General features: G+C 55.3%; 22 protein-coding genes and 1 tRNA gene. 8 read left to right on the top strand and 15 right to left on the bottom strand.

Features of this window, described 5'->3' with window-relative positions; all coding sequences use genetic code 11:
* Positions 1-13: 13 nt before the first annotated feature.
* Positions 14-1,150, bottom strand: a complete 1,137-nt coding sequence (pdxB, locus tag ACTJJI_RS07700; RefSeq protein WP_014832792.1) for a 4-phosphoerythronate dehydrogenase PdxB — start codon at positions 1,148-1,150, stop codon at positions 14-16.
* A gap of 113 nt (positions 1,151-1,263) precedes the next feature.
* On the opposite strand from pdxB, the gene flk reads away from it, so the two are divergent.
* A complete protein-coding gene (gene flk / locus ACTJJI_RS07695) occupies positions 1,264-2,268 on the top strand; it encodes a flagella biosynthesis regulator Flk (protein WP_440653579.1) in 1,005 nt (334 codons plus the stop codon).
* A gap of 90 nt (positions 2,269-2,358) precedes the next feature.
* Here flk and ACTJJI_RS07690 read toward each other — a convergent pair whose 3' ends face one another.
* Both ACTJJI_RS07690 and fabB read right to left on the bottom strand, forming a co-directional pair.
* Positions 2,359-3,537 (bottom strand): MFS transporter, encoded by a 1,179-nt coding sequence (locus tag ACTJJI_RS07690; RefSeq protein WP_440653578.1) that lies wholly within the window; start codon positions 3,535-3,537, stop codon positions 2,359-2,361.
* A gap of 209 nt (positions 3,538-3,746) precedes the next feature.
* A complete protein-coding gene (gene fabB / locus ACTJJI_RS07685; RefSeq protein WP_014832795.1) occupies positions 3,747-4,964 on the bottom strand; it encodes a beta-ketoacyl-ACP synthase I in 1,218 nt (405 codons plus the stop codon).
* Between the two features lie 158 nt (positions 4,965-5,122).
* Here fabB and mnmC point away from each other — a divergent pair, with 158 nt between their 5' ends.
* Complete coding sequence (gene mnmC / locus ACTJJI_RS07680) at positions 5,123-7,120, top strand: bifunctional tRNA (5-methylaminomethyl-2-thiouridine)(34)-methyltransferase MnmD/FAD-dependent 5-carboxymethylaminomethyl-2-thiouridine(34) oxidoreductase MnmC (RefSeq protein ID WP_440653577.1); 1,998 nt, start codon at positions 5,123-5,125, stop codon at positions 7,118-7,120.
* A 42-nt stretch (positions 7,121-7,162) separates the two neighbouring features.
* On the opposite strand, the gene ACTJJI_RS07675 is transcribed toward mnmC, so the two are convergent.
* From ACTJJI_RS07675 to prmB, 6 genes are read right to left on the bottom strand one after another with little or no spacing between them, the layout of a single operon-like run.
* Positions 7,163-7,441, bottom strand: coding sequence for a YfcL family protein (locus ACTJJI_RS07675; protein ID WP_014832797.1), 279 nt, complete (start codon positions 7,439-7,441; stop codon positions 7,163-7,165).
* Between the two features lie 13 nt (positions 7,442-7,454).
* A complete protein-coding gene (locus ACTJJI_RS07670) occupies positions 7,455-8,000 on the bottom strand; it encodes an elongation factor P hydroxylase (protein WP_083020942.1) in 546 nt (181 codons plus the stop codon).
* Positions 7,997-8,809 carry a sulfite exporter TauE/SafE family protein gene (locus ACTJJI_RS07665; RefSeq protein WP_013098149.1) on the bottom strand — a complete coding sequence of 271 codons (813 nt, stop codon included), beginning with the start codon at positions 8,807-8,809 and terminating at the stop codon, positions 7,997-7,999. Before ACTJJI_RS07665 ends, ACTJJI_RS07670 begins: the two co-directional genes overlap by 4 nt.
* Positions 8,809-9,633 (bottom strand): penicillin-insensitive murein endopeptidase, encoded by an 825-nt coding sequence (mepA, locus tag ACTJJI_RS07660; protein ID WP_046888263.1) that lies wholly within the window; start codon positions 9,631-9,633, stop codon positions 8,809-8,811. Before mepA ends, ACTJJI_RS07665 begins: the two co-directional genes overlap by 1 nt.
* Positions 9,634-9,635: 2 nt before the next feature.
* Positions 9,636-10,721, bottom strand: a complete 1,086-nt coding sequence (gene aroC / locus ACTJJI_RS07655; protein ID WP_014832800.1) for a chorismate synthase — start codon at positions 10,719-10,721, stop codon at positions 9,636-9,638.
* Between the two features lie 60 nt (positions 10,722-10,781).
* The gene (prmB, locus tag ACTJJI_RS07650; protein WP_013098152.1) at positions 10,782-11,714 is read right to left on the bottom strand and encodes a 50S ribosomal protein L3 N(5)-glutamine methyltransferase; all 933 of its coding nucleotides are present in this window, start codon (positions 11,712-11,714) and stop codon (positions 10,782-10,784) included.
* A gap of 145 nt (positions 11,715-11,859) precedes the next feature.
* On the opposite strand from prmB, the gene smrB reads away from it, so the two are divergent.
* Positions 11,860-12,411: an endonuclease SmrB gene (gene smrB, locus ACTJJI_RS07645; RefSeq protein ID WP_014832801.1), complete on the top strand. Its 552-nt coding sequence runs from the start codon at positions 11,860-11,862 to the stop codon at positions 12,409-12,411.
* Between the two features lie 46 nt (positions 12,412-12,457).
* Here smrB and sixA read toward each other — a convergent pair whose 3' ends face one another.
* The 4 genes from sixA to ACTJJI_RS07625 form a co-directional block, all read right to left on the bottom strand.
* Positions 12,458-12,943 (bottom strand): phosphohistidine phosphatase SixA, encoded by a 486-nt coding sequence (gene sixA / locus ACTJJI_RS07640; protein WP_014832802.1) that lies wholly within the window; start codon positions 12,941-12,943, stop codon positions 12,458-12,460.
* Between the two features lie 208 nt (positions 12,944-13,151).
* Positions 13,152-15,299, bottom strand: a complete 2,148-nt coding sequence (gene fadJ, locus ACTJJI_RS07635) for a fatty acid oxidation complex subunit alpha FadJ (protein ID WP_014832803.1) — start codon at positions 15,297-15,299, stop codon at positions 13,152-13,154.
* Complete coding sequence (fadI, locus tag ACTJJI_RS07630; RefSeq protein ID WP_014832804.1) at positions 15,299-16,609, bottom strand: acetyl-CoA C-acyltransferase FadI; 1,311 nt, start codon at positions 16,607-16,609, stop codon at positions 15,299-15,301. The genes fadJ and fadI overlap by 1 nt, the downstream gene beginning before the upstream one ends.
* A gap of 235 nt (positions 16,610-16,844) precedes the next feature.
* Positions 16,845-17,129: a YfcZ/YiiS family protein gene (locus tag ACTJJI_RS07625; RefSeq protein WP_014832805.1), complete on the bottom strand. Its 285-nt coding sequence runs from the start codon at positions 17,127-17,129 to the stop codon at positions 16,845-16,847.
* A gap of 372 nt (positions 17,130-17,501) precedes the next feature.
* On the opposite strand from ACTJJI_RS07625, the gene fadL reads away from it, so the two are divergent.
* Entirely contained in the window at positions 17,502-18,824 is a 1,323-nt protein-coding gene (gene fadL / locus ACTJJI_RS07620) for a long-chain fatty acid transporter FadL (RefSeq protein WP_014832806.1), read from the top strand.
* Between the two features lie 45 nt (positions 18,825-18,869).
* Here fadL and mlaA read toward each other — a convergent pair whose 3' ends face one another.
* Entirely contained in the window at positions 18,870-19,622 is a 753-nt protein-coding gene (gene mlaA, locus ACTJJI_RS07615; RefSeq protein WP_013098159.1) for a phospholipid-binding lipoprotein MlaA, read from the bottom strand.
* Positions 19,623-19,937: 315 nt separating this feature from the next.
* On the opposite strand from mlaA, the gene ACTJJI_RS07610 reads away from it, so the two are divergent.
* Both ACTJJI_RS07610 and ACTJJI_RS07605 read left to right on the top strand, forming a co-directional pair.
* Positions 19,938-20,867, top strand: coding sequence for a formate/nitrite transporter family protein (locus ACTJJI_RS07610; protein WP_014832807.1), 930 nt, complete (start codon positions 19,938-19,940; stop codon positions 20,865-20,867).
* Positions 20,868-20,942: 75 nt separating this feature from the next.
* A tRNA-Arg gene (locus ACTJJI_RS07605) sits at positions 20,943-21,014 on the top strand.
* A gap of 11 nt (positions 21,015-21,025) precedes the next feature.
* Here the strand turns inward: ACTJJI_RS07605 and ACTJJI_RS07600 are convergent.
* Complete coding sequence (locus ACTJJI_RS07600) at positions 21,026-22,405, bottom strand: diguanylate cyclase (RefSeq protein ID WP_047361133.1); 1,380 nt, start codon at positions 22,403-22,405, stop codon at positions 21,026-21,028.
* A gap of 315 nt (positions 22,406-22,720) precedes the next feature.
* Here ACTJJI_RS07600 and lpxP point away from each other — a divergent pair, with 315 nt between their 5' ends.
* Positions 22,721-23,638, top strand: a complete 918-nt coding sequence (lpxP, locus tag ACTJJI_RS07595) for a kdo(2)-lipid IV(A) palmitoleoyltransferase (protein ID WP_014832809.1) — start codon at positions 22,721-22,723, stop codon at positions 23,636-23,638.
* A 356-nt stretch (positions 23,639-23,994) separates the two neighbouring features.
* Positions 23,995-24,066 (top strand): membrane protein YpdK, encoded by a 72-nt coding sequence (ypdK, locus tag ACTJJI_RS07590; RefSeq protein ID WP_099458937.1) that lies wholly within the window; start codon positions 23,995-23,997, stop codon positions 24,064-24,066.
* Positions 24,067-24,094 lie beyond the last annotated feature (28 nt).

Here is a 24,094-nt window from a genome sequence, read left to right as displayed (position 1 = left end):
CGTTAAGAAGACATTAATGCGCCGGGTGATGAACGGCGTTAAAACCCAGTTTGTGTAACAGTGTTGCCGCCGCCGCGTCATCGCATATCACATACAGAGAAGACCATTCACGACGCTCAACGTAATTCTTGCGCAGCTTGTCAAACTCACCCGGGATCCCCGCCACTTTACGCAGCAGCGCATCATCGCGGCGCACATCATACACCAAATGTACCAGCCTTTTCAGCGTTGCCTGATCGAGCGGGCCATGGAGGGTAATACGGCCAAATTCAGGCGCGGGGAGTAAGGTGTCCAGCGCCACCTGCTGCGGATGACCAATAAAGGCGCTATAGGCCTCAAAGACCTGGGTGGTGCCGCGGGCCTTTCCTTCAAGCGTATAACCCGCGATATGCGCGGTCGCAACATCGACCTTGTTCAGCAGCGCAACGTTGAGATCGGGCTCCGGCTCCCAGACGTCCAGCACCACGCTGAGCTCCTGCCCCTCTTCCAGACATTTCAGCAGCGCGGCGTTATCGACGACCGGGCCACGGCAGGCATTTATCAGAATAGTGCCAGCCTTCAGACGGCGGATCAGCGCCTCATCAGCAAGATGAAGCGTCTTATAAGCCCCCTCTTTGAAGAGGGGCGTATGGAAGGTGATCACGTCGCACGCTTCAACCAGCTCATCCAGGGTGCGGAAGTCACCTTCATCACCGTTGTCTTTACGCGGCGGGTCACACAGCAGGGTGCGAATGCCTAACGCCTCAAGGCGTTTTTGCAGGCGTCCCCCCACGTTGCCCACCCCGACAATGCCTACGGTGCGGTCTTTCAGCGCAAACCCGTCGCGCTCTGCCAGCATCAGCAGGGAAGAGAAAACGTATTCCACTACCGCAATGGCATTACAGCCAGGCGCGGCGGAAAAACCGATCCCCGCCTGCTTAAGCCATTTGTCATCCACATGATCCGTCCCGGCCGTTGCGGTTCCAACGAATTTAATCGCTTTGCCGGAGAGCAACGCCTCATTTACTTTGGTCACCGAGCGCACCATCAGGGCATCTGCATCATCCAGCTCGTTTACCGGAATGGGGCGACCAGGGACAGCCTTAACATTACCAAGGCGGCTAAACAGCTCGCGGGCGTAAGGCATATTTTCATCAACGAGGATTTTCACGTCTGAGTACCTGTTTGAGAGGAAGAAAACCTGCCAAGTGTGCCATAATCTGGCCGCCAGGCATATACGCATGCCGGGTTTACGCTGAGTTTAGACTTTAAGGATTTTTGACGATGCAGCCTATTTCAGGTACGCCACCACGCCCTCCGGGTGAAGGCCCTGTCACGCCAAACGTTGCAGGTGAACAACCGCTATCCACGCAACAGCGCACCGTGCTGGAGCGCCTGATCACGCGCCTGATCGCGCTGACTTCCCAGCAAAATGCGGAAGTCTGGGCCGGGGTAAAGCATGATTTAGGTGTCAAAAACGATGCACCGTTGCAGTCGCGCCACTTCCCTGCGGCCGAGCAAAATCTGAATCAGCGTATTACCGCCGCGCAGCAAAATCACACCACCCGGCAGATTGTTTCACAGCTCACCGAGCTGTTAGGCCAGGGCAATAACCGTCAGGCGGTCAGTGATTTCATTCGCCAGCAGTTTGGCCAGACCGCCCTGAGCCAGCTGACGCCAGAACAGTTGAAAACCGTGCTGACGCTATTGCAAACCAATCAACTGGCCATCCCGCAACCGCAACAGCGTCCGTCAACCGAGCGTCCACTTTTGCCTGCTGAACACAATACGCTGAACCAGATGGTGACCAAACTGGCCGCCGCCACTGGCGAGTCAACGAAGCTTATCTGGCAATCGATGCTGGAGCTTTCCGGCGTGAAAGCGGGTGAGCTGATCCCGGCCAAACAGTTTACGCATCTGGTCACCTGGCTACAGGCCCGCCAGACGCTGAGTACCCAGAGTACCCCGACCCTGCATACGCTACAGGCGGCACTAAAACAGCCGCTGGAGCCGCATGAATTTGAGGTGATTCGGGATTACGCCCAGCAGACCTGGCAGGCCACGCCACAAACGGTACTGACCACCGCGCAGGTGCAGGATTTGCTGAATCAGATCTTTATCCGCCGCGCCGAGCGCGAAGGCGGCGTGCCGGAAGTCAGGGATATTCAGCCGATCTACAGCCCGCTGTTTGCGCCGGTGGTAGAGACCTTCAGAACCCTCTCTGCGCGTCCGGGATTACTGTTTATTGCGTTACTGATTGCACTCGCGATTTTCTGGCTGGTTGCCTGATGTTTTGCCCGGTGGCGCTGCGCTTACCGGGCCTACAACGACTCAAACCGTAAGCCGGGGAAGGCGCAGCGGCCCCCCGGCAACAACGGCTCAAGACCGGCGAAACGCCACCAGCGTCACCACAATCCCCACCACCGCGGAAACGGCTCCCGCCAGGAAGACAGAGGGATAGCCAAACGACGTGGCCAGGAGCCCCGCCAGCGGCCCGGTGACACCGTATGAGATGTCCTGAAACGCCGCATAACCGCCCAGCGCCGTACCGCGCACCTGTGGCGCGACGCGTTTTACCACCTCAACCCCCAGCGCCGGGAAGATCAGTGAACAGCCGCAGCCGGTCAGCGCCGCGCCAAGAAGCGCAACAGAGGCCACGGGCGCATTCCACAATAGCAGCAGGCCGATGGTTTCAATGACCAGTGACACCACCGCCACCTTCACGCCACCAAAGCGATCCGGCATCCAGCCGAACAGCACGCGCATCAGAACAAACGCGCCACCAAAGGCGGTTAGCGTAAAGCCCGCCATTGCCCAGCCGCGGCTCATAAAGTACAGCGAAACGAATGTCCCAATCACCGCGAACCCCACGCCCTGTAGCGCGAGTCCCAGACCCGGCTGCCAGATTTGACCTATCACGCTCCACAGGGAAGGACGTTCACCTTTATGGGCCGGGACTTTGCGCACCGAGCCGTTAAATGCCCATGCCAGCAGCGGTAACAGCATGGTGGTGGCCGCCAGCGCGGCAAAACCGAACTGGCTGTGGATCAACAGCCCCAGCGGCGCACCTGCCGCGAGTGCGCCGTAGATGGCCATGCCGTTCCAGGACATCACTTTGCCCGAGCGCACGGGGCCTACCAGCCCCATTCCCCAGGTCAGGGTGCCGGTCAGCAGTTGGCTTTCACCAAAGCCGAGAATCAAACGTCCCAGCACCAGCAGGGCAAATTTATACGCCGCGTCTACCGGCAGAAGCGCAGCCAGCAGCCATGCGCCGCCCGCCAGCCCGCAGGCAAACATGCCCTGCAGCGCCGAACGTTTGGCACCGTGCTGGTCCGCCAGACGTCCGGCGTAGCCGCGGGTTAAAACCGTCGCTAAAAACTGGATACCCACGGCGATGCCGACCATGGTGTTGCCATAGCCCAGCTCCTGGTGTACGAACAGCGGGATCACCGGCAGCGGCAGGCCAACGGTCATATAGGTCAGGAACACCGCAAAGGCGATACGAAACAGCGAGACGTTCGCTGACGGGATGGTTTCTGTTTGAGTGACTGCAGTCATGCTTTACTCCGAAATGAAGAGTAAGGCGGGGAAAATGCCACGCCCCCTCCACCTGAATATCAGGATTAAGGTGCGTTGGTTGACGTTAAACGCTTACGCATTATCGTGAGGATAATGTTGAGGTGTGAAGTTTGCCTGTGCGATCAGCCGCTTGTCAATGCATAAAAAAAGGGAGCCTGATGGCTCCCCTTTCTAATCAGACATAAAACTTATGCTTTCAGCTTGCGCATCACCAGCGTGGCGTTAGTCCCACCGAAACCGAAGCTGTTGGACATGACGGTCGTCAGTGTCGCTTCCGTTGGTTTGGTCACGATGTTCAGACCCGCCGCCTGCTCGTCCATCTCTTCGATGTTGATGCTTGGCGCGATAAAGCCGTTTTCCAGCATCAGCAGAGAGTAGATCGCTTCCTGCACGCCAGCCGCACCCAGAGAGTGACCAGTCATGGCTTTGGTTGCAGAGATTGCCGGGCTGTTATCACCGAAGACTTCACGGATCGCACCCAATTCTTTCACATCGCCTACCGGCGTAGAAGTACCGTGGGAGTTCAGGTAGTCGATTGGGGTATCAACGCCGTGCATCGCCATCTTCATGCAGCGCACCGCGCCTTCACCGGATGGAGCAACCATGTCAGCGCCGTCAGACGTTGCACCGTAGCCTACGATCTCAGCGTAGATGTGCGCGCCACGTGCCAGAGCGTGTTCCAGCTCTTCAACCACAACCATACCGCCGCCGCCTGCGATAACGAAACCGTCACGGTGCGCATCATAGGTACGGGATGCTTTATCCGGGGTTTCATTGTATTTGGTAGACAGGGCACCCATCGCGTCGAATTCACAGGCCATTTCCCAGCCCAGCTCTTCGCCGCCGCCAGCAAATACGATGTCCTGTTTACCCAGTTGGATCTGCTCAACAGCATTACCGATGCAGTGTGCGGAAGTGGCACATGCAGAGCTGATGGAGTAGTTCACACCGTGAATTTTAAATGGGGTAGCCAGGCACGCGGAAACCGCAGAACCCATGGCTTTGGTCACCACGTACGGACCTACTGCTTTCAGACCACGCGGGCTGCGCATGGCGTCAGCACCGAATACCTGCGCTTTGGACGAACCACCGGAACCGGCAATCAGACCCACACGCGGGTTGTTCTGGTAAACCTCTTCGCTCAGGCCGGAATCTTTGATCGCTTCCTGCATGGAGAGATAAGCATAAATAGAGGCATCGTTCATGAAACGAACCACTTTGCGGTCAATCAAACCGGTGGTGTCCAGTTTGACGTTACCCCATACGTGGCTACGCATACCTGAATCTTTAAACTCTTCAGAGAAAGTGATCCCGGAGCGTCCTTCACGCAGAGATGCCAGGACTTCCTGCTGGTTATTACCGATGCTGGAAACAATGCCCAGGCCAGTAATCACTGCACGTTTCATTCAATACCTCTGTAAGTCGCACTATAGTAAGTTTCGAGTCGCACAATAGCGTACACTTGTACGCCGAACAAGTCCGATCAGACATTTTCTGCGGAAATTTGCACCGATGGACTCACATCGTTAAGATCGTGCCACTGCCTGTCAGACGAGTAACTTACGTGAAACAAAACGCTATACAACCCGCCAACCTCGAATTCAACGCTGAGGGTACACCTGTTTCCCGAGATTTTGATGACGTCTATTTTTCTAATGATAACGGACTGGAAGAAACCCGCTATGTTTTCCTCGACGGAAATCAGCTCAGCGCACGCTTCCCCGTTCATCCGCGCAGTCTGTTTGTGGTCGCAGAGAGCGGGTTCGGTACCGGGCTGAATTTTCTGACCCTCTGGCAGGCTTTCGACCAGTTTCACGCTGCCCATCCTGAGGCTACGCTACAAAGATTACATTTCATCAGTTTCGAAAAATTTCCGCTCACCGCGCACGACCTGCGGCTGGCACATCAGCACTGGCCGGAGCTTGCCTCGTGGGCAGAACAGCTTCAGGCACAGTGGCCGCCCGCCATCGGCGGTTGCCATCGTCTGCTGCTGGACGGTGGACGCGTCACGCTGGACTTATGGCTCGGCGATATCAATGAACTGACCGATAAGCTTGATGATTCAATGAACCAGAAGGTGGACGCGTGGTTCCTTGACGGCTTTGCGCCTGCCAAAAACCCGGAGATGTGGAGTCAGCATCTGTTTAGCGCGATGGCTCGCCTGGCGCGACCGGGCGCAACGCTCGCGACTTTTACCTCCGCCGGTTTTGTTCGCCGTGGGTTGCAGGAAGCGGGCTTTACGATGCGAAAGACCAAAGGGTTTGGCCGCAAGCGCGACATGCTGGTCGGGACGATGGAACAGACGCTGGCGATCCCCGCCCGTGCGCCCTGGTTTGCACGCCGCGCCAGCGCATCCCGCGAGGTGGCGATCGTTGGCGGAGGGATCGCCAGCGCTCTGCTCTCTCTCGCGCTGCTGCACCGGGGCTGGCAGGTGACCCTCTACTGTGCTGACGCTGCGCCAGCCAGCGGGGCTTCCGGCAACCGTCAGGGAGCGCTCTATCCGCTTTTAAGCGCACACGACCCGGCACTGTTCCAGTTTTTCCCGGCCGCCTTTACCTTCGCCCGTCGCGTATACGACGCCCTTCCGGTGGCGTTCGACCATGACTGGTGCGGCGTGACGCAGCTCGGCTGGGATGAGAAGAGTCAGCAAAAAATCACGCAGATGCTGTCTCTGGGCCTGCCGGAAGAGATTGCCCGCGCGGTAAGTGCGCAAGCGGTGACAGACACCACCGACGTTGAGACGGGCTGCGGCGGTATTCAGTATCCCCTCGGCGGCTGGCTGTGCCCCGCCGAACTGACCACTGCGGCAATGAGCCTGGCGCAGTCACGCGGTCTGACGGTGCATTATGCTCATAAGGTTGCATCGCTTAGCCGGACAGCCCACTGGACCCTGCGCTTTGCCGATGACAAAGAGGCCACGCATGCCAGCGTTGTGCTGGCAAACGGACATCACATCAACCAGTTTATCCAGACAGAAACCTTGCCCGTTTATCCGGTCGGCGGCCAGGTAAGCCATATCCCGACCGCGCCCGCACTGAGCAAACTGCGCCAGGTGCTGTGCTATGACGGCTACCTGACGCCGCAAAATCCGTCTAATGCTCATCACTGCATCGGAGCCAGCTACCATCGCGGTGAAACGGACATGCATTACCGCGAGGAGGATCAGCAGCAAAATCGCCAGCGCCTGATTGACTGCTTCCCGGATGCGGCGTGGGCGAGAGAGGTTGACGTCAGCGAGGGAGAAGCGCGCTGCGGCGTGCGCTGTGCGACTCGCGATCATCTGCCGATGGCGGGAAATGTACCGGACTATGAGGCAACGCTTGAAGCGTATCAGGATCTGGCTGAGCACAAGGAAACGGCGGTGGCCGCACCGGTGCATCCGGAGCTGTTTATGCTGGGCGGGCTGGGCTCGCGCGGGTTGTGTTCTGCGCCGCTGCTGGCGGAAGTGTTAGCCGCGCACATGAGCGATGAGCCCATTCCGCTGGACAGAACTACGCTCGCAGGGCTGAACCCGAATCGATTGTGGGTGCGGAAATTGCTGAAGGGGAAGCAGGTTAAGTAGGGTGCCCTACCCCTCTCCCACCGGGAGAGGGAGGTGAAACGCTTACTTCGCTTTCGCCTGCTGGAACAGGTTGTCCCACATGCCCAGCACCAGAGACTGGTCGCGGGGAGAAAGTTCGCCGGCCTGAATGGCTTTTTCCAGGCTACGGGTCACTTCATCATGAATGGCCTCGGCAGAGTGATCGTCCCCGGCTTCCAGCTCGGCAACGGCCAGCGTCAGGTGACCACGCAGATAACCGCTGGCGAACAGCTCATCATCACTGGCGTGTTCCACCATGTCATCAATTAACGCCAGAATGCGTGATTCAAATTCTGCGATCATCTTCTTTCCTCTGTTAAAGATCTTCCGGCCACGGGAAGCATTCCGCCGTGATCTCCGGCGTATGGTAATAATTCTGTAAAGCCTTGATCAGGCGTGCCGGGCGTTCCGGGATGCCTTTCTCAAGATACTCCATCACCTGCGCATGCACGCGGCGCTGGAAGACAATGCGGTCTGGCTCAAAATCCCCTTCGAGGTTGTCACAGCTGACGTTGAACGGGAATCCTGCCGCCACGCAGAACAGCCACTCCAGCGCCTGCGGTTTGACTTCCACATCTTCAAACTGACCCTGCGTCGCCGCGTCACGTCCGTCCGGACAGTACCAGTAACCAAAGTCCACCAGCTCGCGACGCGCTTTTCCCGCAATACACCAGTGTGAAATCTCATGCAGACCACTGGCGTAGAAACCGTGCGCAAACACGATTCGGTTATACGGAACCTCTGCATCAGCAGGAAGATAGATCGGTTCGTCGTCGCCTTTAATCAGACGGGTATTAAAATCGTCAGCAAAACAGCCGTCAAAGATCTCAATCAGCTGTTCATAGTTATGCGTCCTGTTCATGCGTTCATCCCCAACCAGGTGAGGATCTCCTGTCCATGGCTGTCATAAAGAAGCTTGGCGCTCATCACCGCCGAAACGATGACGATCATCGGGCGAATCAGCTTCTGTCCTTTGCTTAATACCAGACGCGAACCCGCGCGTGCGCCTAAAAACTGCCCCGCCATCATCACAAACCCGGTTGCCCAGATAACCTTGCCGCCAATGATAAACAGCAGCAGGCCGCCGACGTTCGAGGTGGCATTCAGCACTTTAGCGTGGGCGGTCGATTTGGCGAGGTTAAATCCGGCCAGCGTGACAAACGCCAGGGCATAGAACGACCCGGCACCAGGGCCAAAGAAGCCATCGTAAAACCCGACGCAGCCGCCTGCGATAAGCGCGAACGGCAGACCATGCAGCCGACGCTGCCTGTCCTCTTCACCGAGCTTTGGCATCAGCAGAAAGTAGAGACCAATACAGATGACCAGCACCGGCAGGATCTGACGCAGGATGTCAGACTGCACGTGCTGAACCAACAGCGCACCGGAGGTCGAACCGATGAAGGTCATCAGAATATTGAGCTTCTGATCGGCAAGATTGACCACCTTACGGCGGATAAAATAGAGCGATGCGGAAAGCGACCCGCCACAGGCCTGAAGTTTATTAGTGGCAAGCGCCTGGGCCGGGCTCATGCCCGCCGCCAGCAGCGCCGGGACGGTTAACAACCCGCCACCGCCCGCGAGGGCATCGATAAAACCGGCCAGCATCGCAACAAAGAACAGCACCACCAGCAGCAGCGGTGACACCATAAACAGATCGACGAAATTATCCATTAAAGTACATGCTCATCCAGTAGCGCCTGGCAGGAAGGCGGCAACGGAGGCGGTGTCTTCTTCTCAGGCTTAGAGGTTCCAGGTTTTGCCGGTTCAAACCAGCTTTGCAGTTCCGCACCACAGCCATCGCCTGGCGGCGGTAACGGCTGATCCTCGCATTCCAGACTGTTCGCCGGGCAACGCAGACGCACGTGCATATGGGCACGATGCTGGAACCACGGGCGCACTTTGCGCAGCCAGTCACGATCGGTCCCTTCATCCAGGCAGAGCTGCTGTTTGATGGCCGGGTTAACGAAGATCCGCGTGACGTCGTTATCTTTGGCTGCCAGCTTAATCAGGCTGAAGACATCCGGCGTCCACAGCGACGGCACAACGCTTTTGCCGTCGCGCGCCACCAGATCCAGCGCCTGCGGCTTCAGCAATTGTGCAGAACTCCAGCGCGCTTTGGGCAACTGCAGGAAGATATCCACATCCAGCCCGGTCTGGTGGCTGGCATGCCCACCGTTGAAACGCCCGCCAGCAGGCATTCCCATATCGCCAATCAGCATCGTACCCAGCCCCAGGTTATGCACCTGGTTGCCCAGACGCTGGATAAACAGCACCAGATCAGGGTGGCCGAAGTAGCGACGCTGGTCGGTACGCATCACCTGATAGGTATCCGACTGCAGAGGCAGTTCCTGCGCGCCAACGATACAGCCGTTGGAAAACGCACCAATCGACTGCGCGCTTCCCGCCACCGGGTGGGTGATTTTTTGCCACGGCGTGGCGGCCAGACTGGCTCCACTGGCAAGCAGCGCCAGCAGAGCAATTGCGGTTTTTTTCATAGTTACCAGCGTGGAATGGTGGTCGTCACATCCGCATTCTGCGCACGCTGACGCAGGAAGTGATCCATCAGCACGATTGCCAGCATCGCTTCTGCGATCGGCACCGCGCGGATCCCCACGCACGGATCGTGACGTCCTTTGGTGATCATCTCAACTTCTTCACCAGAGCGGTTAATCGTGTGGCCCGGCACGGTAATGCTGGAGGTTGGCTTCAGCGCGATATTGGCGATAATCTGCTGCCCGCTGCTGATGCCGCCGAGAATGCCACCCGCATGGTTGCTCTGGAAGCCCTCTTTTGTAATTTCGTCGCGGTTCTGGCTGCCGCGCAGGGATACCACGTCAAAACCGTCGCCAATTTCGACCCCCTTCACCGCGTTGATGCTCATCAGCGCGTGGGCAATGTCGGCGTCCAGGCGGTCAAACACGGGCTCACCCCAGCCTGGCGGTACGCCGTCAGCCACCACGGTCACTTTAGCCCCGATAGAGTCGCCCTCTTTTTTCAGGCCACGCATCAGTTCGTCCAGCGCCTCCAGCTTATCGACATCGGCACAGAAGAACGGGTTCTGTTCAACCTGATCCCAGTCTTTAATGGCCAGCGGAATGTCGCCCATCTGGGTCAGGCAACCGCGGATCACGATGCCAAATTTCTGCTGCAGGTACTTTTTGGCAATGGCGCCGGCCGCCACGCGCATTGCGGTTTCACGCGCCGAAGAACGTCCGCCGCCGCGATAGTCGCGGAAACCGTACTTTTGCTCGTAGGTGTAGTCGGCGTGGCCCGGGCGGAACACATCTTTGATGGCGCCGTAGTCCTGAGAACGCTGATCGGTGTTTTCAATCAGCAGACCGATGCTGGTGCCGGTGGTGCGGCCTTCGAAAACGCCAGAGAGAATTTTGACCTGGTCCGGCTCGCGACGCTGCGTGGTGTAGCGAGAGGTGCCCGGACGACGACGGTCGAGATCGTGCTGTAAATCTGCTTCGGTAAGCTCGATGCCGGGCGGTACGCCGTCAACGATACAGCCCAGTGCCAGCCCGTGCGACTCACCAAAGGTGGTCACGCGGAATACTTGTCCAATACTGTTTCCTGCCATCACGGCTCCGATGTTGTTTTTTGTGTTTGAGCGTTGTGAAACGGGCCGAAGCCCGCTGGATTAATCTTTGTAGATGCTGAAATGTTCACGCGCGTCGAGCAGTTGCGCTTTGGTCAGCATAAAGACGCCGTCACCGCCGTTGTCGAACTCAAGCCAGGTGAACGGCACATCCGGGTACTGCTCTATCAGATGTACCATGCTGTTGCCCACTTCACAAATCAGAACACCGTCGTCAGTCAGATAATCCGGCGCGCAGGCCAGAATGCGGCGGGTCAGCTTCAGGCCGTCAGAGCCCGATGCCAGGCCCAATTCTGGCTCGTGACGGTATTCGTTTGGCAGATCGGACATATCTTCCGCATCCACGTACGGCGGGTTGGTCACGATCAGATCGTACTGCAACGTTGGCAGGTCACGGAACAGATCGGAGCGGATCGGCGTAACATGGTGGATCAGCCCGTGTTCTTCAATGTTGTGCTCGGTTACCGCCAGCGCGTCGGTGGAGATGTCCACCGCGTCCACTTCCGCTTCCGGGAAGGCATAAGCGCAGGCAATGGCAATGCAGCCGCTGCCGGTACACATATCCAGAATGTGTTGCGGTTGACGGTTAATCAGGCCTTCGAAGTGGTTGTTGATAAGCTCACCAATTGGCGAGCGCGGCACCAGCACGCGTTCATCAACATAGAATTCGTGACCGCAGAACCAGGCTTTGTTGGTCAGATAGGCAACCGGAATACGCTCGTTCACGCGGCGGATCACGCGCTCAACGATGCGGTGCTTTTCGCTGGAGGTCAGGCGCGCGGTGCGCATGTCTTCCGGAATATCGAGCGGCAGGTAGAGAGAAGGCAGCACCAGTTGAACAGCTTCATCCCACGGGTTATCGGTGCCGTGTCCGTACCAGATATTGGCGGCGCTGAAGCGGCTAACCGACCAGCGCAACATGTCCTGTATGGTATGCAGCTCGTTTACTGCTTCATCGACAAAAATTTTATCCACTCTTTCCTCCAGGGCATGCTCGCATAATTTTCGGCGGCTAGTTTGCCATGAAGACGGCGATAAATCAGCAATGACGCATACCGCTTGAGGTTAAAAAATGCGTTTAGTCGGGTACACTATCGGAAATACGAGATGAGAACGACGAATGAAAAAGAAAACATCGCTCAGCGAGGAGGATCAGGCGCTCTTCCGTCAGCTCATGACCGGGACGCGTCAAATCAAGCAGGACACGATTGTCCACCGGCCGATGCGCAAAAAAGTCAGCGAAGTGCCGGTCAAAAGGCTGTTGCAGGAGCAGGCGGATAATAGCCACTATTTTTCAGATGAATTTCAGCCGCTGCTTAACACGCAGGGTGCGGTGAAATATGTACGCGACGATGTCAGCCATTTTGAGCTGAAAAAATTACGCCGGGGAGATTATTCACCCGAGCTGTTTCTCGATCTGCACGGTTTAACGCAGATGCAGGCAAAGCAGGAGCTGGGGGCGTTGATTGCCGCCTGCCGCCGCGAACATGTGTTTTGTGCCTGCGTGATGCACGGCCACGGTAAACATGTTCTTAAGCAACAAACGCCGCTGTGGCTGGCTCAGCATCCACACGTGATGGCGTTTCATCAGGCACCTAAGGAGTACGGCGGAGATGCCGCCTTGCTGGTGTTGATTGAAGTTGAAGAGTGGCAACCGCCAGAACTGCCCTGAGAACACGGCGGGAGGCATAGTTGCTCCCGCCTTATCGCACGTCACCTCAGATTGCTTTCGCCATCCGGAGATTGCATGGACTCATTTGCCAGTTGAAGACCCCTTTGCCGGTTTCGTCGAGGGTAACGTTGGCAATGGCGGAGGTCGTAAACATCGGTGGCGTCTCGCCCGGGCACAGCTCAGATACCAGATAGCCAACCAGTGGCAGGTGGGAAATGACCAGTGCAGAAGCGACACCTTCATTGCACAGCGCCTGCAGGTAGGCACTGACAAGGCCGACATCACCACACGGCGTGAGTTCAGGGAGAACATCCACACTGGTCGGCAGGTTCATACACTCCCCTACCACATCCAGCGTCTGTTCAGCACGCAGGAACGGACTCACCAGAACGCGTTCAATGTCCACTTTTTGACCTTTAAGCCAGTTAGCCATCTGACGAGATTCGTCGCAGCCACAGACGGTTAAAGGACGTACTGAGTCACTGGCGGCATCGAGTGCCGCGTCGCCGTGACGCATGATAAAAACTTGCATATTGCACCGCTTTTGTTAACCAGAATCACCGGCGTTAACTACCCGCGATTAATGCTTGAGGTAGAAAACCCGATGGCCGGGCATTGTGCCTGATCCATTCGGTGAATGAAACGCTGTTTTTTACCTCAATGGCGTAAGTATAGTCAATCTCTGTTTACAAAATCGCCAAATCAGATTCATTCACCGACGGATTTACCCTTCTTTGACCTCAACTTACGAGGACAGTTTCCCTTGCTGGCCAAAATGTCTGGCCCCGTTCCGCCATCTGCAATAATTCGTCACAGGGTGTAAACCGGGGACCATACTGCGCGGCAAGACGTTGCAGAATCGCAACCACTTCACCCGCTCCGAGGGTGTCCATGTAACGGAACGGGCCGCCAAGGAACGGCGGGAAACCAATACCAAATACGGCGCCAATATCGCCATCGCGTGCGCTTTTAATCACCTGCTCGCCAAAACAGCGTGCGGCTTCATTAAGCATCATCATCACACAGCGTTCAGCACACTGAACGGCAGACAGTTTCGCCTGTCCGGTTGTCGGGATAAGCCCATAGACCGAAGGGTCGACCTGTTTCTTGCTTTTACGCCCTTTTGCACCGTAAAGATAGAAACCGCGTTCATTTTTTCTGCCTTTGCGATCGTCCTTCAAAATTGCAGAAACAATGTTTGCAGGCGGGCTAAAACGCTCGCCATATGCGGCCTCCAGCACAGGTATAATTTTAGTGCCGGTGTCTATTCCTACCTCATCCAAAAGTTGGATTGGGCCAACGGGGAAACCAAACTTGACCAGCGCCTCGTCGACGTGTTCGATCTTCTCCCCTTCCACCAGCAGGCGCATCGCTTCGTTGATATATGGCGCCAGAATCCGGTTGACGTAGAATCCCGCTTTATCCGCCACGACGATCGGGGTTTTCCCCTGCTTTTTCGCCAGTTTCACTACCGTAGAGACAGTCTGCGGGCTGGTTGACGCGTGTGGAATAACCTCCACCAGCGGCATTTTTTCGACCGGACTAAAAAAGTGCAGGCCAATCACCTGCTCAGGACGCGCGGCTTTCGCTGCGATATCACCGATCGGTAATGAAGAGGTGTTCGAGGCGAAAATCGTGTGCGGCGCACAATGTTGCTCAACGTCGGCGACCATCTGCTGTTTAAGCGCCAGATCTTCGAACACCGCTTCAATCACCAGATCGCGATGGGCAAAACCACGGTAGTCGGTAGTGCCGCTGATCATGGCCACGGTTTTATCCCGCTCGCTTGCCTTGATATGGCGGCGTTTAACCTTTTGATCAAGGTTCTGCCAGCTGTACTGCAGCGCGTGATTGATCCCTTTCGGGTTGATGTCTTTGATACGTACAGGCAATTTGGCTTTGCTGGCAGTGACAAACGCAATGCCGCCACCCATCAGTCCGCCCCCCAGGACGCCAACGGCGTTGAGCGGTGCTGGTTCAGCATCGCTACCCGGATCTTTTTTAACGTCAGTGCTGGCAAAGAAGATGCTGCGCAGCGCCTGCGATTGCGGTGTCATCGCCAGCTCACCGAAGGCTTTTGCCTCTGCGGCATAGCCGCTGCTGCTGCCCTGCGACAGCCCGGTTTCAATCACCTCAAGAATGCGCTTCGCCGCCGGATAGTTACCTTTGGTCTTTTGTTCGGTTTTCTTGCCCACCATGCTGAACAGCAACGTTCGTCCCAATGGCCCGGCCAGGATGCGCTCACGCACCGGCAGAACACGTTTTGCCTGACGTCCCTTCAGCGCCAGCTCCACGGCGGCTTCCAGCAAAATGGAGTGCGGGACGACGTCATCAACCAGTCCCGCTTTCAGCGCCTGACGGGCGCGCAGCTGTTTACCGGTTAAGATCATCTCCAGCGCCGTGCTGACGCCCACCAGCCGCGGCAGACGCTGCGTCCCACCGGACCCGGGAAGTAACCCTAACTGTACTTCCGGCAACCCGAGAACGGTTTTCGCGTCGTCAGTACAAATACGGCTATGGCAGGCCAACGCCAGTTCCAGCCCGCCGCCCAGGCATGCACCGTGGATCGCGGCGATCACCGGGATCGGCAGAGCGTGGATCTCCGCCATCACCTGCTGCCCCTGGCGCGCCAGATCTTCAGCTTCCTGCGCACTTTGCGCCCGGGCGATCATATTGATATCGGCCCCGGCTATAAAGTTGTCTGGCTTCGCCGAGATAAATACCAGTCCGCGAATCGCTTTGTTTTCGCGGATCTGCTTTAACATCTCGCGCACCTGAACGCCAAATTCTGCCTTCAGGGTATTCATCTTTTCATCGGGCACGTCAATGGTAATCACAGCCACGTTATCGAGGCGAACCGTCAAATTAAATGCAGATGCCATTGCCATTATTCAGCCTCCAGAACCATTGCTGCCCCCAGACCACCTGCGGCACAGGCGGTGACGAGGCCAAAGCCGCCGCCACGGCGACGTAACTCATGTAATGTTTGGGTGATCATCCTTGCGCCCGTTGCCGCAAACGGATGACCGTAGGCGATAGAGCCGCCCAGCACGTTAAATTTACTCTGATCCACTTCTCCGGTGGCATGGGCGCGGCCAAGCACATCACGCGCGAAACGTTCACTGGCCAGCAGTTGAACGTTAGCCAGAGTCTGCGCAGCAAAGGCCTCGTGCATATCAATCAGCGTTAAATCAGCGAGAGTCAACCCCGCACGCTCCAGCGCCAGCGGCGTGGACCAGGCCGGGCCTAACAGCATGTCCTGCCAGACATCAATCGCCGTGAACGCGTAGCTGCGCAGATAACCGAGCGGGGTAAGACCCAGCTCTCTGGCACGCGATTCCGTCATCAGGATCACCGCGGCAGCACCATCCGTCAGCGGAGTACTGTTGGCGGCCGTAACGGTACCGTGTTTACGGTCAAATGCCGGACGCAGTCTGGCGTAATCCGCCAGCGTCGAGGTGCCACGAATGTTGTTATCTTCCGCCAGCGGTTCGCGATAAGGCGGGATATACGCGGTCATCACCTCATCGGCCAGTTTGCCTTCCGACCAGGCTTTCGCCGCCAGCTGATGGGAACGGTGTGCCAGCGCATCCTGCTGCTCCCGAGTAATGCCGTAGGTTTTGGCCATCTGCTCGGCGGTATCGCCCATGCGCAGGCCGGTGGAATATTCAGCCACGGCGGGTGGAACAGGCATCAGGTCACGAAGGCGTAAACGCGAGAAGAGTTTGAGTTTTTGCCCGGCGGTGCGTGCTTTATTTGCATCCACCAGAATGCGGGCCAGCTTTTTACTGACCCCTATCGGCAGTACGGAGGAGGAGTCTGCCCCGCCGGCGATCCCGGCGCGGATGGTGCCCGCCATCAGGCTTTCGGCCACGTTTGCCACCGCCTGAAAGCTGGTTGCACACGCACGGCTAACGCTGTAGGCATCCGTATGCACGTTCATCCCGGTGCCGAGGACAATTTCTCGTGCAATGTTGGGGGCTTCAGGCATCTGAACAACCTGGCCAAAAACCAGCTGCTCAATGACGTCAGGCGGTATTTCGCTGCGAGCCAGCATCTCCCCCACCACCATTTTCCCCAGATCGACAGCCGGTATGCCGTGAAACGCTGTCGCCTGACGCGCAAACGGCGTACGCAATCCACTGACAATGGCAATGCGGTCACCTTGTCGGGTGATAAGCGGTAATGCCTGACTCATAACATTCCCCTGTAAAAATTTTTGCAAACATAAAGTGGTCTGACCTGATAAGTAGTCTTAACCATTTTTTTACATTCAGCCAATTGGGGAAACGAAAAAATGCGAACTAAAACACAGAGAAGAAAAAGAAAATGCCCCGAGGTAAAAACAAAACGGTAACCCAGAGGTTACCGTTTTGAGTGTTTATACCCTCACCCGTGGATAAGGCTGGGGTGAGGGCTCCAGACCGCAGGAATTAACGCAGGCCTAACTGGAAAATCAGCGTTTCAGCTTCGCAGGCGAAAACAAAGTCGATATCCAGCTTCACGCCGCCGTCCACTTCCGTGAAGGTGGACTTGATTTCACACGGATCGGATTCTACGTCGCGCGCACGCTTGCTCAGCGCCGCCAGGGTTTCTTCCGCTTCGGCACGGTTGGTGAACACGCGGCTGTAAGAGGCGGTGCAATCGGAGTTGTCCATAATGGTACCAACATCCATACAGCAGCAAACCGGGGTTTCATCAGCACTGCATTTACTCATATCTCAATTTCCTCTGTATTCGCGCAGGACGCGAGACAAACACGATGCTGATATTTTACGCCCCGATGCAGACGCTCTCCAGCCGTTAATGGCGCAAAACGGGATAAGTGACCAATATCACACTAAAAAATGATCTAAAACAAAATTCACCCGTTTGGGTGAGTCGGGGTGGTCACATTTTTGCCAACCAGATCTCGTTTCAAGAAACATGTTTGAAAATATTAATAAACAAACTTGCAACATTCTAGCTGGTCAGACCTATACTCTGGCCACTGGTCTGATTTGTATGTCATACCTCAGACCCTACACTTCGCGCTCCTGTTACGGTATGTAACAATTATTGAATAAAAATAACTCAATGAGGTTATGGTCATGAGCCAGAAAACCCTGTTCAACAAGACTGCGCTGGCAGTCGCAGTGGCAATCGTCTCTACGTCCGCCTGGTCAGCGGGCTTCCAGTTAAACGAATTTTCTTCCTCTGGCCTTGGCCGTGCGTATTCCGGGGAAGGTGCAATTGCTGATGATGCAGGTAACGCCAGTCGTAACCCTGCGCTGATCATGATGTTTGATCGCCCAACGTTCTCAGCGGGCGCTATCTTTGTTGATCCGGGTGTGGATATTACGGGCCGTTCCCCGAGCGGAGCCAGCCTGAATTCCGATAACATCGCGCCAACGGCATGGGTGCCCAACCTGCACTTCGTCGCGCCAATCAACGACCAGTTTGGCTGGGGTGCATCAGTAACCTCTAACTATGGTTTAGCGACCGAGTTTAATAACGACTACGCAGCAGGCGCCTACGGCGGTAAGACCGACCTTGAGACCCTGAACCTGAACCTGAGCGGTGCTTACCGTCTGAACAGTAACTGGAGCTTCGGCGTTGGCTTTGATGCCGTTTACGCTAAAGCGAAAATCGAACGTTACGCGGGCGATCTCGGCAAAATCGTTGCGGGCTCCGGCGCACTGCCGCCGCCTCTGGCACAACAGGTTGCAGGGATCCCGGCAGACACCCAGATCGCGTATCTGAAGGGTGACGAGTGGGGCTTTGGCTGGAACGCCGGTATCCTTTATGAACTCGATAAAAACAACCGTTACGGTTTCACCTACCGTTCCGAAGTGAAAATCGACTTTGACGGCGACTACAAGAGCAGCCTGCCTTCTGCTTATAACCAGATCCTCGGCACCTTCGGCCTGCCAATGGGCACCGATGGCCGTACCACTGGCGGTTCTCTGAGCCTGCACTTACCGGAAATGTGGGAATTGTCCGGTTATAACCGCGTGGCACCACAGTGGGCGATTCACTATAGCCTGACCTACACCAGCTGGAGCCAGTTCCAGGAGCTGAAAGCGACCAACAGCAAAGGCGACACGCTGTTCTATAAAGATGAAAGCTTCCGTGATGCCTACCGCATCGCACTGGGTACCACTTACTACATGGATGACAACTGGACGTTCCGTACCGGTATTGCCTTCGATGATAGCCCGGTTCCGGCAGACAAACGTTCTATCTCTATTCCGGATCAGGACCGCTTCTGGCTGAGCGCCGGTGCGACCTATGCATTCAACAAAGATGCCTCCGTCGATGCGGGTGTTTCGTACATGCACGGTCAAAAAGTCAGCTTCAAGGAAGGTCCGTATGAGTTCTCTTCCGAAGGTAAAGCCTGGCTGTATGGCCTGAACTTCAACTACGCGTTCTAATTCGCGCAGGGATCAAAAAAGGTGAGCATCGCTCACCTTTTTTATTTATTCCGAATCGATATCTTTTAATTCGTTCTCGATTGCCTTCGCGTTTGGATTCTCTTCCGGCTTCAGCTTGCCACCATTGGCAATAAAGTCATGATTCTGGAAGTAGGCTTCACGCACCATGATGTATGGATCGGAAGACTGACGCAGCAGACCGTCTGAATCGAGCAGTTGCGCACGTGTTTCAATCCCTTCTACCGTCCATTTACCAATCGACAGCGGCCAGGTCAGCCACGAAAGAACCGGATACAGCGTATCCACCATATCACCGCCATCATCACGCACGGTAAAGCTGCCATAGAACGGCAGATGAACGTAAGGGCCGTAACCGACGCCATAATGACCCAGCGTACTCCCGAAGCGGTGCGGCTGTTCACGCTGCAGTTTCGGGTTCGCCATGCCGGCGACATCGATAAAGCCCCCCATCCCCAGCAGGGAGTTCAGGAAGAAGCGAGTAAAGTGCACCATCCCCTGATACGGATCGCCTTGCAGGAAGTAGTTGACCATCACCGCTGGCTCTTCAAGGTTACTGGTGAAATTGCTCAACCCGTTACGCGCAGGCTGGGGAACATAATCACGCCATGCAACCGCCACCGGGCGAACCACATACGGATCCAGCACGTTATAGTTGAAGCTATACATTGAGCGGTTAAATCCTTCGAGAGGATCGGAGCGTCCCGTTTGCTCCCCGGAGCTGGCGCAGCCCACAAGCATCGTCGCGCCCAGCGCAAGCGCCGACAGCCGAAGTTTCATAAAATTCTCCCTGTTCAGTATGGCTATCGTTGATTGCCATCCGTAACGGAGCATTTGATGCTCCGTCTGTAAACGTGCAAGTGATTGTATCAGCACGTTTACCGATGTCTATGAGCACAATTACGGGCAGTAACCACCGTCACTCTGATCTCAGCATAGCCTGGCTTTTAGAATTCGTTTCGCTGGCAATTTTATAATGGCTTTGAATGAGATGTCTCACCTTTGTTGCCATTACCCTCACTTTAAGAGCATCCCCACGGGCATTTCATTAAAAGCCGCTACGCTTAAAAGAAAGAACACCCAACTGGAGCGGTTATGAAAGACGTGGGCGAAGAGAAAATTGGCGAGAGCAATGAAGAACTTGAAATTGAGAGCGAGGAAAAAGAGCGCGGTGAAAAGATAGAGATTGATGAAGATCGCCTTCCCTCCCGCGCAATGGCGATCCATGAACATATCCGTCAGGATGGGGAAAAGGAGATGGAGCGCGATGCCATGGCCCTGCTATGGTCCGCTATCGCGGCAGGCCTCTCCATGGGGGCATCGCTACTTGCAAAGGGCATTTTCCATGTGCAGCTTGAAGGTGTACCCGGTGGCTTTTTGCTGGAGAATCTGGGCTACACCTTCGGCTTTATCATCGTCATTATGGCCCGCCAGCAGCTTTTTACCGAAAACACGGTCACCGCCGTTCTGCCGGTCATGCAAAACCCGACCCTGGGTAACTTTGGCTTACTGATGCGCCTGTGGAGCGTTGTCCTGCTGGGCAACCTTATCGGCACGGGTATCGCCGCCTGGGCCTTTGAATATATGCCGATTTTTGATGAACCCACCCGGGATGCGTTTGTGAAAATCGGTATGGATGTGATGAAAAACACGCCAGTAGAAATGTTCTCTAATGCGATTATCTCTGGTTGGATTATCGCGACAATGGTCTGGATGTTCCCTTCCGCAGGCAGCGCCAAAATTGTGGTGATCATATTAATGACGTGGCTGATTGCGCTGGCCGACACCACCCATATCGTGGTGGGTACGGTAGAAATCCTCTATCTGGTATTTAATGGCACCCTTCACTGGAGCGATTTCTTCTGGCCATTCGCACTGCCCACGCTTGCAGGCAACATCTGCGGCGGAACCTTTATTTTTGCACTGTTGAGTCATGCCCAGATCCGTAACGACATGTCTAACAAGCGTAAAGCCGAACTGAAAGCGCGGGAAAATGATGATAAAGCGGCAAAAAAATCGGCCTGAATGGTGACTCTTTGAGCAGTCGGGCGGCAATGCGCTTAACGCAAAGTGTAAATAACGCTATACTCGTGCCGCCTCGTCCCCTTAGTTAAATGGATATAACGAGCCCCTCCTAAGGGCTAGTTGCAGGTTCGATTCCTGCAGGGGACACTTTAGAAACATCACTGCGCTTTCCATAACTCCACGCAGTTTCGCCCCCGTCGTTTTGCCCCATACAACGCCTCATCCGCAGCCTGAATCAGACGTTCGTAGTCAGGATGACCATTAAACATGGCCGCACCAATCGAAAGCGACAACGGTATTGGCTCGCCTGTCGGGGAATGAACCTTAATTTTTTCCACACGTCGGCGGATCCGCTCGGCAATGCGCAGGGTATCGGCTTCGGTGATTTCCGTTAGCACAATCAAGAACTCATCTCCGCCGTAGCGGAAGACATAGTCACAGGTGCGAACATTGTCATAAAACGCCCCGGCAACCTTTCTTAATATTTCATCTCCCGTGTTGTGCCCCCAGGTATCGTTGATTTGCTTGAACTTATCGACATCAATCAGCAACACCGACAGCGGCGAACCAGAACGACTTGCCTGGGTAATTTCACGTTTAAAAATGGTTGGCAGAAAGCGACGGTTGAGCAGACGCGTGAGCACATCCACACCTACCTCATGGCGGGCAACCTCATCAAATAGCTCATGCAGCAGGGTCACGATTTGCGAGAAGGTCGTTCGCGTCAGCCGCAAAAATTGCACCTGGCGCAGTCTGTCGTGAAGGGCATCGTCTGTCTGACGAACGTCATGAAAAGCCGCGTCGAACTCCTGTATAAGACGAGAGATATGCCCTGCTTCGGCAATACCACTGAAATAGTGACGTCCCTTATGACTGAACCACAGCCCAAAGTCGGACTGCCCGAGAGGCCGGCTGTTGTCGATGCTGGAATCCAGCATCACTTTATAGAGCAGCGACAGTTCCCACGTCAGTAATGCGGCGGTCTGCCGCTCCTTCTCGACTTCCGCATTTTCCATAAGGGAGAAGATTCGATAGTTCTCATCTTCTTTTGCCGCATTGTTCTCGCTAAAGACATAGGCGCGCGACATCACCTCCATGGCCAGATCAATGCTGTTAATGGCGTAGTGATAGATGCTTAACTTGGTCTCAGAAGGGTGTGGTGTGGCATTAATAAGGGGTAATAATAGCTTTTTCAGGATCCGGAAACCCATCTCAACCAGGTCGACCGAGATACCTATTCGGGCGTGAACGTCGGCGGCGCGCTGCTGAGCCCGTATCTGTTCATCAACCTGTTCAACCCGACAGGAGAGAACATCAACAAGCCAACGGCGCAACGCCTCCTGCAGTTGCCTTTCAACCTGTTCAGTGGTCAGAAACTCCGCTACGTGGGGATCGGCCAGTACAACACGATAAAACTCCGTAATCAGACCAGAAGCATGATCGCTGGCCAGTTGCGCAGTAAGTTGATGAACGAGGGGATCCGTTTCATTAATCAACTGAATCCACTCATCCCTTACGGTTTGTAAATAGGTTTCCATTTACACCCTCCAGGAGAAGATCGTTATCTTGCCCGGCATAAATTGAGCGCTCAGATTCACCGTCTGGCATGCGTGACAATCAACAACAGCAACAAAATCAACACCCTTTCCAGCTGTCGCTTTTTTAATCAAAAACGAGTAATAGCACATATCGTATAACGGTGCTACATTACGCCGCCCACCCAACGTCAGCAGTGGTCAGGCAACGCCGTAAAGATCGGTAAAGCCTGCAACCATGACCTTGTCCAACGGTCTAATTGGCACGTGGTATCGCTTTATGCGTTACTTTCACCGGCTTTACATAGGTTCACTATTTTGTCTCAATCCCAATTCAAACGTGAGTTTTTACACCCGCGTTACTGGTTTACATGGTTTGGTCTTGGCGTTCTCTGGCTGCTGGTTCAACTCCCATACCCTGTCATTCGTGTACTGGGTTCTAAGCTCGGCAGCGCATCCCGCCACTTCCTCAAACGTCGTGAATCTATTGCCCGTAAAAATCTCGAACTGTGCTTTCCCCAGTATAATGCGCAGCAGCGCGAAACATTGATTGCCGAGAACTTTAAATCTATCGGCATGGCATTGCTTGAAACCGGCATGGCCTGGTTCTGGCCTGATGAGCGCGTCCGCAAATGGTTTGACGTTGAAGGTCTCGAAAACCTGAAACGCGCGCAAATGCAAAACCGCGGCGTGATGGTTGTCGGTGTCCATTTTATGTCGCTGGAACTGGGCGGCCGCGTGATGGGGCTTTGTCAGCCGATGATGGCTACCTACCGCCCGCACAACAGCGCGCTGATGGAATGGGTTCAAACGCGTGGCCGCATGCGTTCCAACAAGGCGATGATCAGCCGTAACAATCTGCGCGGTATGGTCGGCGCCCTGAAGAAAGGCGAAGCCGTCTGGTTTGCCCCCGATCAGGACTACGGACGTAAAGGCAGCAGTTTTGCGCCCTTCTTTGCGGTTAAAAATGTCGCCACCACCAACGGCACTTTTGTGATTTCACGTCTGTCAGGTGCCGCGATGTTGACCGTGACAATGGTGAGAAAGGTTGATAAGTCTGGCTATCGTCTGCACATCTCACCGGAGATGGCTAACTATCCGGAAAACGAATGTGAAGCCGCGGCGTTCATCAATAAAGTGATCGAGACCGAAATTATGCGCGCGCCGGAACAGTATCTGTGGATGCATCGCCGTTTCAAAACGCGGCCGCTTGGCGAAGCGTCTCTCTATATCTAATGTGTAGAAAGGTTAGTTTCGCTAAGAAACTAACCTTTTCAATCACCTGTAATCACCCTGAGTAATTGTCTTTTCTTGCCGTCGCTCAACGCGGATTTATTGCGCTCTGAAATCAAACTGTCGCCGTTCCACGACACTCGTAAGTTACGGAAAGTATTTAAAAAATGCCTCTTGTCACCCCTCTTTTTTAGGCGTACATTAGCGCCGTCTGGCAACAGGAAAGCACAGAATTCTGAGCTGGAGTTTGCATCGTAACGGGATAATTCTCATTTCCGTCTCAGGCAAATGTCAGTTCTCTATAATCAGGTGGACTCTGTTTTTAAGTGCGTACCAGAAGATACGCGGAGCGATGAAACGTGAAATATTTCTTTATGGGCATTTCGGTGATTGTTTTAGTGTGGGCCGGAACCTTCGCCCTGATGATCTAGCGAAGAACATGCAGTCAAAAAAACAGGA

Source organism: Enterobacter sp. 22466, assembly GCF_052044775.1.
Classification (GTDB): Bacteria; Pseudomonadota; Gammaproteobacteria; order Enterobacterales; family Enterobacteriaceae; genus Enterobacter; species Enterobacter dissolvens.
This window is presented reverse-complemented; position numbering and strand designations above follow the sequence as displayed.